The organism is Mycobacterium sp. IDUB_37, assembly GCF_055419245.1.
This window is the reverse complement of the sequence record NZ_JBVAXG010000016.1, coordinates 29,712-43,162: the sequence shown is the minus strand read 5'-3', so window position 1 is coordinate 43,162 and position 13,451 is coordinate 29,712. Positions and strand designations below refer to the sequence as shown.

Annotated in this window: 13 protein-coding genes; 5 read left to right on the top strand and 8 right to left on the bottom strand. The window is 64.5% G+C overall.

Annotation, left to right across the window (positions count from 1 at the left end):
- Positions 1 to 277: 277 nt before the first annotated feature.
- Positions 278 to 2,245, top strand: a complete 1,968-nt coding sequence (locus ACZY1I_RS31335) for a SpoIIE family protein phosphatase (RefSeq protein WP_463761470.1) — start codon at positions 278 to 280, stop codon at positions 2,243 to 2,245.
- A gap of 2 nt (positions 2,246 to 2,247) precedes the next feature.
- Here ACZY1I_RS31335 and ACZY1I_RS31330 read toward each other — a convergent pair whose 3' ends face one another.
- Together ACZY1I_RS31330 and ACZY1I_RS31325 are read right to left on the bottom strand one after the other, a co-directional pair.
- Positions 2,248 to 3,483 (bottom strand): acyl-CoA dehydrogenase family protein, encoded by a 1,236-nt coding sequence (locus tag ACZY1I_RS31330; protein ID WP_463761469.1) that lies wholly within the window; start codon positions 3,481 to 3,483, stop codon positions 2,248 to 2,250.
- The gene (locus ACZY1I_RS31325) at positions 3,480 to 4,607 is read right to left on the bottom strand and encodes an acyl-CoA dehydrogenase family protein (RefSeq protein WP_463761534.1); all 1,128 of its coding nucleotides are present in this window, start codon (positions 4,605 to 4,607) and stop codon (positions 3,480 to 3,482) included. The genes ACZY1I_RS31330 and ACZY1I_RS31325 overlap by 4 nt, the downstream gene beginning before the upstream one ends.
- Before the next feature lie 184 nt (positions 4,608 to 4,791).
- Between ACZY1I_RS31325 and ACZY1I_RS31320 the strand changes: the two genes are divergently transcribed.
- Both ACZY1I_RS31320 and ACZY1I_RS31315 read left to right on the top strand, forming a co-directional pair.
- A complete protein-coding gene (locus tag ACZY1I_RS31320; protein ID WP_463761467.1) occupies positions 4,792 to 5,664 on the top strand; it encodes a hypothetical protein in 873 nt (290 codons plus the stop codon).
- Positions 5,661 to 6,389, top strand: a complete 729-nt coding sequence (locus tag ACZY1I_RS31315) for a hypothetical protein (RefSeq protein ID WP_463761466.1) — start codon at positions 5,661 to 5,663, stop codon at positions 6,387 to 6,389. Before ACZY1I_RS31320 ends, ACZY1I_RS31315 begins: the two co-directional genes overlap by 4 nt.
- A gap of 32 nt (positions 6,390 to 6,421) precedes the next feature.
- Here the strand turns inward: ACZY1I_RS31315 and ACZY1I_RS31310 are convergent, their stop codons facing one another.
- Genes ACZY1I_RS31310 through ACZY1I_RS31290 form a run of 5 tightly spaced genes read right to left on the bottom strand, consistent with a single transcriptional unit; the run spans position 6,422 to position 10,370 of the window.
- Complete coding sequence (locus ACZY1I_RS31310) at positions 6,422 to 7,384, bottom strand: alpha/beta hydrolase (protein WP_463761465.1); 963 nt, start codon at positions 7,382 to 7,384, stop codon at positions 6,422 to 6,424.
- Complete coding sequence (locus tag ACZY1I_RS31305; protein WP_463761463.1) at positions 7,381 to 7,830, bottom strand: hypothetical protein; 450 nt, start codon at positions 7,828 to 7,830, stop codon at positions 7,381 to 7,383. Before ACZY1I_RS31305 ends, ACZY1I_RS31310 begins: the two co-directional genes overlap by 4 nt.
- On the bottom strand, positions 7,811 to 8,983 hold the full coding sequence (locus ACZY1I_RS31300) for an amidohydrolase family protein (protein WP_463761461.1): 1,173 nt from the start codon (positions 8,981 to 8,983) through the stop codon (positions 7,811 to 7,813). Before ACZY1I_RS31300 ends, ACZY1I_RS31305 begins: the two co-directional genes overlap by 20 nt.
- Complete coding sequence (locus ACZY1I_RS31295) at positions 8,980 to 10,032, bottom strand: amidohydrolase family protein (RefSeq protein WP_463761460.1); 1,053 nt, start codon at positions 10,030 to 10,032, stop codon at positions 8,980 to 8,982. Before ACZY1I_RS31295 ends, ACZY1I_RS31300 begins: the two co-directional genes overlap by 4 nt.
- On the bottom strand, positions 10,029 to 10,370 hold the full coding sequence (locus ACZY1I_RS31290) for a Rieske (2Fe-2S) protein (RefSeq protein ID WP_463761459.1): 342 nt from the start codon (positions 10,368 to 10,370) through the stop codon (positions 10,029 to 10,031). Before ACZY1I_RS31290 ends, ACZY1I_RS31295 begins: the two co-directional genes overlap by 4 nt.
- 148 nt (positions 10,371 to 10,518) lie before the next feature.
- On the opposite strand from ACZY1I_RS31290, the gene ACZY1I_RS31285 reads away from it, so the two are divergent.
- Positions 10,519 to 11,745 carry a cytochrome P450 gene (locus tag ACZY1I_RS31285; protein ID WP_463761457.1) on the top strand — a complete coding sequence of 409 codons (1,227 nt, stop codon included), beginning with the start codon at positions 10,519 to 10,521 and terminating at the stop codon, positions 11,743 to 11,745.
- Positions 11,742 to 12,899, top strand: a complete 1,158-nt coding sequence (locus ACZY1I_RS31280; protein WP_463761456.1) for a Zn-dependent alcohol dehydrogenase — start codon at positions 11,742 to 11,744, stop codon at positions 12,897 to 12,899. The genes ACZY1I_RS31285 and ACZY1I_RS31280 overlap by 4 nt, the downstream gene beginning before the upstream one ends.
- On the opposite strand, the gene ACZY1I_RS31275 is transcribed toward ACZY1I_RS31280, so the two are convergent.
- Positions 12,896 to 13,450 (bottom strand): NADPH-dependent FMN reductase, encoded by a 555-nt coding sequence (locus ACZY1I_RS31275; protein WP_463761455.1) that lies wholly within the window; start codon positions 13,448 to 13,450, stop codon positions 12,896 to 12,898. The genes ACZY1I_RS31280 and ACZY1I_RS31275 overlap by 4 nt on opposite strands.
- Position 13,451 lies beyond the last annotated feature (1 nt).

Here is a 13,451-nt window from a genome sequence, read left to right as displayed (position 1 = left end):
GGCTACGCCGGCCTTGCGATCGCCACTGGCCTGATGGTGTCGACCCGCTGCGACCGGCGACGCCGGCCTTGCGATCGCCACTGGCCTAATGGTGTCGAACCGCTGCGACCGGCTACGCCGGCCTTGCGATCGCCACTGGCCTGGTCACGCTTCTATACCGGCGTAATTTAGTGCGTTCAGCTTCTCCCGCGGATTGCTAATCTAGTTAGTGTTGCTTGACGGCCACGTCAAGGCACCGACTTGTTTACTACAGCGGTCCGCGGGAGGTACGGCCAGAATGGTCGCCGAAATGGACTGGGATAACACGGTGGGCGCGGCCGAGGACGTCCGGCGCACCTTCGAGAACGTCCCCGCCATGGTGGTCGGCCTACAGGGTCCCGACCACCGGTTCATCGCGGTCAACGCGGCCTTCCGTGCCTTCAATCCGCAGCTCAACACCGTCGGCAAGACCGCCCGGGAGGTCTACCCGGAGCTGGTGGGCCAGCTGATCTACGAGATGTTCGACCGGGTGTACGAAACCGGCGAGCCACAGACCGGGTCCGAGTGGCGCCTGCAGATCGACTTGCAAGGCACCGGGGTCGAGGAACGTTACTTCGATTTTCTGGTGACGTCACGACGTGCTGCCGACCGGTCCATCGAGGGCGTGCAAATCGTCTTCGACGACGTCACCAACCGAGTGAAGACGCGACTGGCCGCCGAAGCACGCGTCGAGGAACTGTCGGAGCGCTACCGCAACGTTCGCGATTCCGCGACCGTCATGCAGCAGGCCCTGTTGGCTGCCACGGTCCCGATCGTTCCCGGCGCCGACGTCGCCGCTGAGTATCTCGTCGCGGCCGAGGACACCGCTGCCGGCGGCGACTGGTTCGATGCAATTCCTCTCGGGGACAGCCTGGTGCTCGTCGTCGGCGACGTGGTGGGTCACGGTGTCGAAGCCGCGGCGGTGATGTCACAGCTGCGCACCGCCCTGCGGATGCAGATCACGGCAGGGCAGACGATCAGCGAGGCCCTCGAGGCGGTCGACCGCTTCCACGAGCAGGTGACTGGATCGAAGTCGGCGACCATCTGTATCGCCTCACTGAACTTCAGCACCGGCGAATTGCTCTACTGCACGGCCGGACACCCACCGCCGTTGGTGGTGACGGCCACCGCCGAGTCACGGTATGTAGAACCCTCCGGCGGCGGCCCGGTCGGGAGCGGAACCGGTTACCCGGTGCGCCGCGAGGTTCTCGACATCGGCGACACCGTCCTGCTCTACAGCGACGGCCTGATCGAACGCCCGGGACGACCGCTGGGCGCGAGCACCACAGAATTTGCCGAGTTGGCAGCCAGCATCTCGGCCGGCACCGGCGGCTTCGTGATCGATTCGCCCACCCGACGCATCGACCGCCTCTGCTCGGAGACGCTCGAATTGCTATTGCGCTCAACCGGTTACAGCGACGACGTCACGCTACTCGCGGCACAGCGTCGCGCTCCGACACCGCCGCTGCACATCACCTCGGATGCCACTATCCACGCCGCGCGGGCAATCCGATCCCGGTTACGGACCTGGCTCGCCGAGATCGGCGCTGACGCCGTTGACATCTCCGACATCGTGCACGCAATTTCGGAGTTCGTGGAGAACTCGGTCGAACACGGTTACAGCACAGAGGTTTCCGGTGGTGTGGTGGTCGAAGCGGAGTTGGGCGGTGACGGCAAACTACGGGCGACCGTGCGCGACCACGGTCGCTGGAAGGACCACCGCGCCGGGGAGCAGGGTCGCGGACGCGGCCTTGCGATGGCCGATGCGCTGGTGACCGAATCGCACGTCGCCCACGGCCCCGACGGCACCACCGCCACGATTACTCACCGCCTCACCCGCCCGGCGCACTTCGTCACCGACACTGTGATCGGCAGAGCCAGCCATCAGCGGACGATGGACAGCGAATTCATCTCACTCGTCGCCGACGCCGGCCACATCGTGGTGCGCGGCGAGGTCGACTCACACACCGCTTCTACCCTGGATCGCCAGATTGCGGTCGAAAGTCGTTCGGGCATAGCATCTTTGACGATCGATTTGAGTGCGGTCACCCACCTGGGATCGGCCGGGGTCAGCGCGCTGGCCGCCGCACGCGACCGTGCCCGCAAAAAGGGCGGCGACTGTGTCCTGGTGGCACCGCCGGGCAGCCCGGCGCATCACGTCTTGTCCCTGGTTCAGATACCCGTCACCAGCGGCGCGTCGGAGGACAACCTGTTCGTCGAGGACTGACCTCAGCGCGCTCGGCCGTGCCGCACCTGGTTGAACGGCACTCCCCGATCCGCGGCGTGTTCGCGAGGGAAGTTGAGCACCCGCTCGCCGATTACGTTGCGAGCCATCTCGGTGGTGCCGCCGCCGATGGCGACCGACTGCCGCGACAGGTACCGCAACCCGGTCTGCAGCCCGTTATCGACGTCCCCGACAACACCGGCCGCGCCCCCGATCGCCAGCGCGGCATCCATGTCCAACATCACGGTCTCGGCGTGGAACAGCCGGATCAGCGTCCCGCCGGCGGGCGGCAAGGTGCCGTCCCGGACGCTACGCGAGACGTGGCTGATCAATTGCTCGGCGACGGCGCGGCGCACCAGCACGCGGCCGGCCAACTCCTGCACTCGCTCGCTGTCGGCCTGGCCGGTCTTGGCCGCGAGTTCGGCATAATCCACCGGCGTGGTGTGCCCGCCCTCGTGGCCGGACCCGCTGGCGAATTCCGAACCCTGACCCACCGCACGACGTTCGTGGTACAGCTGCCGCGACGCCACCGCCCAGCCGCCGTTCACCTCGCCGACTACGGCGTCATCGCCGACGTCCACCCCGTCGAGGAACTCCTCGCAGAACTCCGATCCGCCGTTCACCTGAGTGATGCGCCGCAGCGTGATTCCCGGGTGGTTGATGGGCACCAGGAACATGGTGAGGCCATCGTGTTTGGGCACGTCCCATTTGGTGCGGGCCAGGCACAATCCATAGTCGGCGGCGAACGCGCTGGTGCTCCAGGTCTTGGCGCCATTGATCACCCACCGGTCGCCGTCGCGCTCGGCCTTGGTGATGACGCCGGCGAGATCCGATCCACCGCTGGGTTCCGACAACAACTGCACCAGGACTTCGTCGCCACGCAACGCAGCGCCGATGCGCTGCTTCTTCTGCTCTTCGTTGCCGGTGTCGAGCAAGGTGGCACAACAGATGGCGAAGGTCGGGACGTTGAGGATCAGCGGCATCTCGTAGTTGAGGGATTCCACGTCGAATGCCCGCTGATACTCATAGTCCAAGCCCAGGCCGCCGTACTCACGCGGGAAGCAGATGCCCGCGAATCCGCCTGCGTAGAGGCGCTTTTGCAAGTCTCGGGCTCGTTGCCAGGATCGTTCCGCGTCACGCGGCATCGCCGGCGGAGTTTCGGGATCGATGCCCGGCATGTTGTCCGCCAACCAGGCGCGAGCCCGGGCGGCGAACTCAGCGACCGATTCAGCAGCGGTCATCGGAGCGACGCCTGAAACACCCGGATGTTGTGCTCTTCGGGGGTGCCGAACATGGCCCGGTACAACGTGATTCGCCTCAAATACAGGTGCAGGTCGTGCTCCCAGGTGACACCGATGCCGCCATGCATCTGCACGCACTGCTGCACGATCTGGCCGGCCATTTCACCGACATAAGACTTCGCGATGCTCGCCGAAAGGCCCGCGTCGGGCGCACCGGCGGCGACGTCAGCGACGGCGGCAGCGGTTGTGGCGCGGCAAGCCTCGAGCCACATCTTCATATCCGCGAACCCGTGTTTGAGCGCCTGGTAGGACGCCAGCGGACGGCCGAAGCTGTGCCGATCGAAGGCCCACTGGACGGTGAAGTCGAAGACGGTTTCCAGCACACCGACCACCTCGGCGCACTGCAGCACCTGGGCGATCTGGCTTTGCCGGTCGATCAGAGCGGCGGTCTCGGCCGCGCTGCCGACAGCAGCAGCGGCTTGCACCACCACTCCGTCGAACTCCACCCGCGCATACTGCTTGACCAAGTCGATCGACTGCTGGGGCAAAATTCGCACTCCGGGCGCATCCGCTGGAACCAGAAATTGGCGGACGCCTTCGTCGCAACGCGCCACCACCAACAGCACCGCGCTCTGAGCGCCGGCTTCGACTCTGTCCTTCGTGCCGTCAATGCGGAAACCAGAGTCGGTTTGGCTCGCCGTGACCGTCGGCTCCAGCGGCGCCCACCCGCGCTTCGGCTCCGAAACCGCCCACGAGGCCACCTTCTCACCAGACATCAGCGCGTCGATCAACTCCGAATGCGCATCGCGTTCGGAGCAACCCACCAGGGCGGCGAGCACGGTGCTGACCGGGTACAGCGGTCCAGGCGCAACTGTTTTGCCGAGCAGTTCGGCAATCATGGCCAGATCCGAGACTCCGTCGCCTGAGACGCTGCCCCCACCCAGTTCCTCGGGGACCAGTAGCCCGGTCCACCCGAGTTCAGTGGCCCGCCGCCACCACGCCGGATCGAATGATGAGCCCGCCGCGTGCAGTTCCCGCACATGACGCAGTGACGCTTGTTTGGCCAGAAATGCTTCGCTGGTGGAGGTAAAGAGTATCTTTTCGGGAGAGTCGACAGCGGTCATGATGCCGGCCGGACGTCCCATGGGCTTCCTCCGCTGGTGCGAAGGAAGTAACGGGGCAAGTTTGGGTGGCTTTTCATCCGCCTGATCGGTCCTTGTCGGAATTCGCTGGCGACTCCGATATTAGCAATGGGCAATACCGTAAGAGATACGGGAGTTCAGTCGATAATGACGAGCGGTGGCCGCAATGGCTGACACGAACGACGACGCGGCAATTTCGAGCGTCGACGAACTGGAGTTGGCCGAGGTCGAGGCCGAGGCGGCCGAGGCCGAGGCACTCGCGGCTGCGGCCCGCGCCAAGGCCCGGGCAGCCCGGTTGCGCCGTGAAGCGCTCGCCGCGGCGGCAGCAGCCCAGGAACTGGAAGAGGCCGAGTACTACGAAGACGAGTCGGACGACGAGTACGAGTACTACGACGACGACGCGGAGGAGTACGACGAGTCGGCCGAGTACGACGAGTCGGCTGACTACGACGAGTCCCAGAACTACGACGAGTCGGAGAACTACAGCGAAGCCAAGCCTTCGGGACCCCCGCAGCCGTTGTCTCGGGTGGACAGGCTGCGCAAGTCGCTGCGAGTCCCGAATCTCACCACGATCGCTCAGATCGCCGCGGCCCTGTTGATCTGCGTTTTCATCGGCATCAGCTGCTTCTTCGTTTGGCAGCACCAGGACGCCTCCGAGCGGCAAGACAAATCCGCGGCCTTCATCGCCGGAGCCAAGCAGGGCGTAGTCAACATGACCTCGCTGGATTACAAGAAGGCCAAGGACGACGTCCAGCGGGTGATCGACAGTTCCACCGGCGAATTTCGCGACGACTTCCAACAGCGCGCGACCGATTTCACCAAGGTGGTCGAGCAGTCCAAGGTGGTCACCGAAGGAACCGTGAATGCCGCCGCCGTCGAATCCATGGACGGCCATACGGCGCAGGTGTTGGTCGCGGCGAGCTCGCGCGTCACCAATTCGACGGGCGCCAAGGACGAACCGCGTACCTGGCGGCTCCGAGTGACCGTGACCGAAGAGGACGGACAGTACAAGATGTCGAAAGTTGAGTTCGTACCGTGAGCGATAACGTGCGCGACGTCGACTTGACCAAGGAAGACGTCCCCGACGAATCTCAAACTACCGTGATCGCCACCGCGACCGATGACCCTTCCGTGAACTCCGACGCGGAGAACGTCGACCCCGAACCCAAAGCCGAAGTCGACCCGGACGAAAGCGTCACGACAAAGGTCAAGGCGGCCGACGCCGATAAGGAACCAGCCAAGCCCAAGCCGAACATCCGCAACATCTGGCAACGGCAGATCAGCGTCAAGCCGATTCCGGTGATTCTGATCGTGCTTGCGGTGATCAGCGGCGGTGTGGCGCTGTGGCTGTACTTCCAGTACCACGAGCCGGACCAGGAGACCAGCCCCGCCGTCGCCCGCGCGGCGATCGGTGCGGCCTCCGACGGAACGGTCGCGCTGCTGTCGTACTCAGCGGACTCGCTCGACAAGGACTTCGCGACCGCCCGGGCACACCTGTCCGGAGACTTCCTGTCCTACTACGACCAGTTCACCAAGCAGATCGTGGCACCGGCGGCCAAGCAGAAGAACCTGAAGACCTCGGCTCACGTGATGCGTGCCGCGGTTCAGGAGCTGCACCCCACCTCGGCCGTCGTCCTGATTTTTGTCGACCAGAGCACCACCACCAAGGACAGCCCAGATCCCTCGATGTCAGCCAGCAGTGTGCTGGTGAATATGGCACTGGTCGACGGGAAATGGTTGATCACCAAGTTCACGCCGATCTAGCAGGAGGCGGTCAACCCGCTTGCTACCGCTAGTTACACCGTGAACACGCGGCGCAACGACTGCGCGTGCACAGCCCGGTTCTCCTGCGAAACGATCCAATCCGGCACCGCCGAATCGAAGCCATTGAACGTGGCCGCCACAACGCGCAATTCGGTGTGCACGAAGGCATGCAGCAGACGATTCGCGTAGTCGATGGCTTCGTCCCGGCAGGGATCGATCTCAGAGCAGCTGATGTAGGTGGGCGGCAGCCCCTCCAGATTCGTGCGTTGGGCCGGGACGTGGTTGCTGCTGGGAGTGGTGGTGTGGCCCAGGTAGTGGCCCCACGCCCGGCTCACCGCCGGACCGTTGAGACCGGGTGTGCGCTGGAATTCACGGCGTGAGGGCGTCGCGTCGGCATCGAGCATCGGCTGGTGCAGGATCTGCATCAGAATCGCGGGACCTTCGCTGTCGAACATCCGTTGCGCCAGGCACGCGACCAGAGCGGCGCCGGCGTCACGGCCCATGACCGCGAGGCGGGTTGCATCCACGTTCAGTTCGACGCTGTTGTCGACCACCCATCGCAGCGCCGTGTCGACGTCGTCGAGCGCTGCGGGACACGGGTTTTCCGGTGCGAGCCGGTAGTCCACCGACACCACCAGGCAATTCGCGTCACGCGCCAGATCCACGCAATGCGCGTGGTCGGTGTCCAGATTCCCGGTGACAAAACCGCCGCCATGGGCGTACAGCACGACGGGTGCATCCGACTCGGTGTCGCCCTGATAGAGCCGGATGCCCAGCTGCCCGCCGTCCGGTCCCGCGATGGACCGCGATTCGACGATCACCCCGTCCGTGGCGACGGAGGCAGCGCGCTCGGCGGCCAGTCGGTTGGCGTGCTCTCGCTCGCCAGCCAGGGACTCAGCGCTGAATTCGACGACGCCCAGTTCCGCAGCGGTCTCGCGCACCGACGGATCGAGTCGGCTAAGGCCCTGCGGCCGTGTCAGATTCGTTTCTGTCATGCCCTCTTATCTTCCGGCTCGACGTTCCGGCTCGGGTGTAAACCCTCTACAAAGTAGACCTGCGACTCCATGTGGTGGAAGATGCGGTACCTCGCGTCTCGGGTCGCGAGCAGCCAGGTGATCCAGCTGGTTCCGTCCCTTGGAGTGTCGGATTCGAGTCCGGTGAAGCTCCATCGGCTCAACAGAACGCAGCGCGCCCATCCCCCGGCCAGCACGTCGACCGACCAGAGTTCGGATGCCACCGACGCCGACCGTAGGCGGCTACCGACTCGCGCCCAGTGCCGGTCGAGTTGGTCGGCGCCGACCAGCGGAGCCGGGTATTCGTCACCGATGTAGACCGGCGGCGGGTCCTCGCGTACCCACAGATCGGCCACGCCGGCGAAATCCAGCGTCGACCACTTTTCGTCGTATTCGCGGATGAGGGTTTCAAGCGGTGATCGCGCCACCGCCGCCAACACGTTCTCCGGGCAGGGCCTTGACGGTCGACGGCAGTCCGTACAGCGCGATCGCGTTGCCGCACATGATCCGCTCCCGTTGGTCGCGGGGGAACCGGTTGATCGCATACATCGGCGAGTCGTAGCTCCAGTGCGGATAGTCCGTCGAGAACATGACGCAGTCGGCCAGGTCCATCATTTGCAGGTATTCGCGGAACTGCACGGTGTCGGCGTCCTCGAGCGGCTGAGTGGTGAACCGAACGTGTTCGCGGACGTACTCCGACGGAGGGCGCCGCACATGCGGCAGATCGCCGCGTCGCGCTTCCCAGATCCGGTCCATTCGGGTCATCACGGGCATGGCCCAGGTGAACCCGCCCTCGATGAACACCACCCGCAGGTCGGGATGACGGTCGAACGCGCCGTCGAATACCAGGCTCATCAGATGCGACACGTACAGCAGCGGCCAGGCCGCGAAGAAGTCGTGCCAGTGCGCCGGGTTGCCGACCGGGTACAGCGGGATCAGTTCGAACGGTGTCTGCCCCATCAGATGGGTGGCGATCGGCAGGCCGTTGCGTGCCGCCGCAGCGTACAGCGGATCGAAATGCGGGTTGCCGAACGGGATTCCGCGAGTCTGCGGGGTCATCAGCACCTGGTGCATATACGGATGGCCCGCCCAGCGCTCGACCTCGCGTGCGGACTCCTCGGGTGTCTGCGCGCTCACGCTGATCGAGCCACGCCAGCGTCCGTGCGCGTTGTGCTTGTCCAGCCAGACGTCGGCCAGCCAGTCGTTGTAGGTCGACTTCAGCACATGCTCGGCCTGCGGCAACTGGGCGTCGCACATCGGCTCCAGGGATGCGATGTGCACGCCGGCGTCGACGAGCAGCTGCTGTGCCGCGAAGTCCGGGTCGCTGCCGGCGACACCACCGTTCGGCGGGTGCGAGTCCATTCGCAACGACATGGTCTTGTAGGAATCCGGGGTGTCGTAGAAATGCGGCACCGCCGAAACCGCGTTGCCCCTCGGCCAGATCTTGTCCACCCATTCGGCCGGAGCGTAGGCCTTGAGCACCTCGCCCGAAACTGGCAGCGGGTGCACATCGGTGTCGACGACGGCCACTGCAATCTCTTGCTGGTCGGCTCGGACGTCCAGGGGTTCAACGATCGTCATGGCGCACTTCCTTCACTTACTGTCAATCCATACAACTCACTGGCGTTCTGCCACAACACTTTTGCGCGTTGCTCGGCATCCAGCCCGCCGGCCGCCACCTCGGGCACCGTCGTCGACCAGTGCGGGTAGCCCGATCCGTACATCACCAGATCGGCCTTGCCGGAGAACTCCATCCAGCGCTGCATCTGCCCTGGATCGGTGGCACCGTCAAACGCCGAGGAACAGAATCGCACGTGGCCCGGCAGATATTCGCTGGGATAACGGTCCACCCACGGGGTCTGATCGCGCATCGACAACCAGAACGTGTCCAGCCGCCACATCAGCGGCGTCAGGATGTCGTAGCCGCCGTCGGCGAACACGAACTTCAAATCCGGATGCCGGCCGAAGGTGCCCTCGACGATCAGGGTGGCCAAGTGGACGAAGTAGTTGAGCGGCATGAACGCCGCGTAGCCCGGGTAGGTGTGGGCGTGCCCGGCGAACGTGGGTGCGTGGTCGACACCGTTGCCGCCGTTGATGTGCACCGCCACCGGTAACCCGTGCGCGGCGGCGGCCTCCCAGATCGGCTCGAACATCGGTTTGCCATAGGGCTCCCGTGACTGCATCGGCACGCCGACCTGGACGAACTTCGGGTGGCCGGCCAGGCGTTCGATCTCGGCGACGGCTCCCCTGGGGTCTTCCGGATTGACCCGGATCGACCCCAGGAACCGCGTGTCGGCATCCAGCCACCGATCCAGCAGCCAGTCGTTCACCGCGGCACAGATCCGGCTGTTCAGCAGATAGTCGGCAATGTTGCCGCGGGTGAGCGGGTTCAGAATCGCGTAACTCGCCCCGGCTTCGTCGAACAGATGCCGAACAACGGTGTCGGGATCAGAGCCCGGGTACCCGTCGCCATAGAGATCCTCGCGGTAATCGCCCCCGGGCGCCTGGTACCACTGCTGTTCCACATCGGGGATCGACCTCAGCTTGTGCGGCGCCGGGAGATATCGCCGAATCTCGGCGTTGTAGCGGAAGTGCGGCTGCACATTCGTATCGATGATCGGGCTGATCATGCGGTGACGTACACCTCCCCGTCAGTGACGTCCACCTGATAGGTGCGGATGCGCCTGCTCGGGTCGGCGACGTTACGGCCCGTCGTGATATCGAATTCCCAATTGTGCCAAGGACATCGGACGATCTGGCCGTCACGGACGCGACGTAGCCGGTCGACTTCGCCAGGGGCGAATTCGTTGGTGCCGCCCACCAGTCCGAGACACAGCGGCGCGCCCTCGTGCGAACAGTAGTTCACGATTGCGTATAGCGAACCGGCCACGTTGTACACGCCCACTCCGAATTTTCCGACGTCTACCAGCTTCATTGTCCCAGGTGGTAGCTCGTCCAGGGAACACACAAGTTGACGCTGCGGCACCCGGTCACCGCCTCCCGCTGTACTACGACCGCCCGTCGTTGGGCTTAGTTGCTATTTATATTATGATAGCGACAATCCGTCATCCGGCCCGCGTGCACGGGCTAACTCGGTTGCTCAGAGAGGAGCGCTGATGACGCTCAGCACTGACCCGGGCGGCGCGCCCATCACCCTCGACATGACCGGGGAAACCAGCCCGTATCCATTCTTCGAGCAGATGCGGCACACCGACCCGGTCTGGCATGGCTCTTTCATGGACTCCGAGCAAATGCCGGAGGAACTGCGGCCGAGCGACGAGTGGGTGTTGTTCGGCTACGACGGCGTGTTCCAAGGCTTTCGGGATGACCGCATCTTCACCTCGGCCGAGTACGACAAAACCATTGGTCTGGTCATGGGCCACACCATCTTGGCGATGGGCGGCAAGGAGCACCACGACCATCGCAGCCTGGTGGCCAAGGCATTCCGGGCTACAGCGCTGGAACGCTGGGAACCCTCGGTGATCGGGCCGGTCTGCGACCAGCTGATCGACGAGATCAAGAACGACGGCCACGCCGACCTGGTCAAGGCGCTGACGTTCGAGTTTCCCACCCGAATCATCTCCGAACTGCTCGGATTGCCACCCGAGGATCTCGACCTGTTTCGACGTCTCTCGCTCGACATCATCTCGATCCCGACCGACATCATGGCGGGGCTGACCGCAGCGGCAGAGTTGCACGGGTACTTCCAAAACCAGGTCGAACAACGTCGCCGCAAGCCCACCAACGACATCATCGGCGACCTGTGCACTGCCGAGATCGACGGCGAGAGGCTCACCGATGAAGCCATCATCGCGTTCCTGCGCCTGCTGTTGCCCGCCGGCCTGGAAACCACGTACCGCTCGTCGGGCAACCTGCTCTACGCGCTGCTGACCCACCCCGAGCAACTGCAGATGGTCTACGAGGATCGGTCCCTGATACCGGCGGCCATGGAGGAGGGCCTGCGCTACGAAACTCCGCTGACCATGGTCATGCGGACCACCACCGAAGAAATCGAAATGGGCGGCAAGACCATCCCGGCCGGAGCGCAGGTCGACATGTGCATGGGGTCGGCCAACCGCGACGAGACCCGTTGGCCCAATGCCGACACCTTCGACATTCGGCGCAAGCGCCAGGCCCACATCGCCTTCGCCGGCGGGATCCACATGTGCCTCGGCATGCACCTGGCCCGGATGGAGACGCGGGTGATGCTGAACAGCCTGTTCGACCGGGTGGAGAACCTGGCCCTGCAATCCGACGACGGAACCGGCGAGGAGTCCAAGATCGTCGGGCTCATCTTCCGCTCCCCCAACAAGCTGCCCGTCACCTTCACCCCTCTCGCATGAAAAGCCGGGGCGCGATCCTGCACGACGTCGGCGGGCCGTGGTCGGTCGAAGAGTTCGAGCTCGATGCGCCGCGTGCCGGCGAGGCCCTGATCCAGGTCGCGGCCGCCGGGTTGTGCCACTCCGACGACCACATCCTCAAGGGCGACATGTCCGCACCCAACGAAGTGCTGGCATCGCTTGGGCTACCCACCATGTTTCCGATGATCGGCGGGCACGAGGGCTCGGGAATCGTGCGCGAAATTGGCGACGGTGTAACCGATTTCGCGGTCGGCGACCACGTGGTGATGACATTCGTCGCCGTCTGCGGACAATGCCGGTGGTGTGCGACCGGCATGGAGTACCTGTGCGACAAGGGTATTGGCACCATGGTCCCGGGCATGCCTACCGATGGAACGTTCCGCCATCACACCTCCGACGGACGCCCACTGGGCCACCTGGCCAAAGTCGGTGCCTTCGCCGAATACACTGTGGTGTCGGTGAATTCGCTGGTGAAGATCGAGCAGCACCTGCCGCTGGTGCCGAGCGCGCTGCTCTCCTGTGCAATCCCGACCGGTTACGGGTCGGCGGCGAATCGGGCCAACGTCCGTGGCGGCGACGTCGTGGTCGTCATCGGCGCCGGCGGCATCGGCACGGGCGCCATCCAGGGCGCCCGAATCAACGGCGCGGCGCAGATCGTCGCCGTCGACCCGGTGGAGTTCAAACAGAAGTCGGCGTTGCAGTTCGGCGCCACGCACAGCGTCGCATCGGTGGGCGAGGCCCTGGACCTGGTACGCGACTTGACCTATGGGGTGATGGCCGATTCCGTGGTGGTGTCGCCTTCACTGATCACCGCCGACGACGTCCGCGACGCGGTGAAGCTCACCCGCAAGGGTGGCACCTGTGTGCTGACCGGAATGACGTCCCAACTGACGCACAAGGTGAACATCGATCTGCAGGACTTCATCCTGATGAACAAGACGTTGGCCGGCACCATCTTCGGCTCCTGCAACGCCAAAGCCGACGTAGCCCGCCTGGCCAGGCTGTATCAGACCGGGCAGTTGCAGTTGGACGAGATGATCACCCGGCGCTACCGCCTCGATGAGATCAATGACGCCTACGCCGACCTGCTCAACGGTGAAATCGTCCGGGGCGTAATCGATTACGGTCTCGACTAGCGCGGCCCACGGACCTTCCCCGTCAGCGAAATGAGTTGACCCAGAAGCACCTTCAGTTCATCGGCGCGACGCTGCTCCGGAACGAAACCGGTCTCGTCGAACTCGCGGAAAATCGAAAGGCCCACGGCCGCGCGTACGTCGAGCATCTCGAAATTGGCGACGACCTGGCGCCACTGCGCGATGGCCCGACTGCCACCGTCGGCGCCGTATGCGACGAAACCTACCGTCTTCTGATTCCATTCCGGCCCAAGCGAGTCGACGGCGTTCTTGAAAGCACCCGGAAGGCCATAGTTGTATTCCGGGCTGACAAAAATGAAGCCGTCGCAGGCGTCCACGGCCTTGCTCCAGCGCGTCACTTCGTCCGATTCGTACTGCCGATTCGCCATGGCAGGCAACGTCGACGACGTCATGAACGGCAGATCGAACTCTTTGAGATCGAGCACCTCGAATGTTGCGTCCGCGACTTCGGCCGCACGCGTGGCCACCCAGTCGGCGACGTCCGCCCCTTTACGACCCTGCCGGATTGATCCAACGACGATGCCGATCTTCAAG

What these genes read in the sequence shown, in the direction of transcription:
- ACZY1I_RS31335 (WP_463761470.1), top strand. Translation starts at nt 278, where the DNA reads ATGGTCGCCGAAATGGACTGGGATAACACGGTGGGCGCGGCCGAGGAC.
- ACZY1I_RS31330 (WP_463761469.1), bottom strand. Translation starts at nt 3,483, where the DNA reads ATGACCGCTGCTGAATCGGTCGCTGAGTTCGCCGCCCGGGCTCGCGCC.
- ACZY1I_RS31325 (WP_463761534.1), bottom strand. Translation starts at nt 4,607, where the DNA reads ATGACCGCTGTCGACTCTCCCGAAAAGATACTCTTTACCTCCACCAGC.
- ACZY1I_RS31320 (WP_463761467.1), top strand. Translation starts at nt 4,792, where the DNA reads ATGGCTGACACGAACGACGACGCGGCAATTTCGAGCGTCGACGAACTG.
- ACZY1I_RS31310 (WP_463761465.1), bottom strand. Translation starts at nt 7,384, where the DNA reads ATGACAGAAACGAATCTGACACGGCCGCAGGGCCTTAGCCGACTCGAT.
- ACZY1I_RS31300 (WP_463761461.1), bottom strand. Translation starts at nt 8,983, where the DNA reads ATGACGATCGTTGAACCCCTGGACGTCCGAGCCGACCAGCAAGAGATT.
- ACZY1I_RS31295 (WP_463761460.1), bottom strand. Translation starts at nt 10,032, where the DNA reads ATGATCAGCCCGATCATCGATACGAATGTGCAGCCGCACTTCCGCTAC.
- ACZY1I_RS31285 (WP_463761457.1), top strand. Translation starts at nt 10,519, where the DNA reads ATGACGCTCAGCACTGACCCGGGCGGCGCGCCCATCACCCTCGACATG.
- ACZY1I_RS31280 (WP_463761456.1), top strand. Translation starts at nt 11,742, where the DNA reads ATGAAAAGCCGGGGCGCGATCCTGCACGACGTCGGCGGGCCGTGGTCG.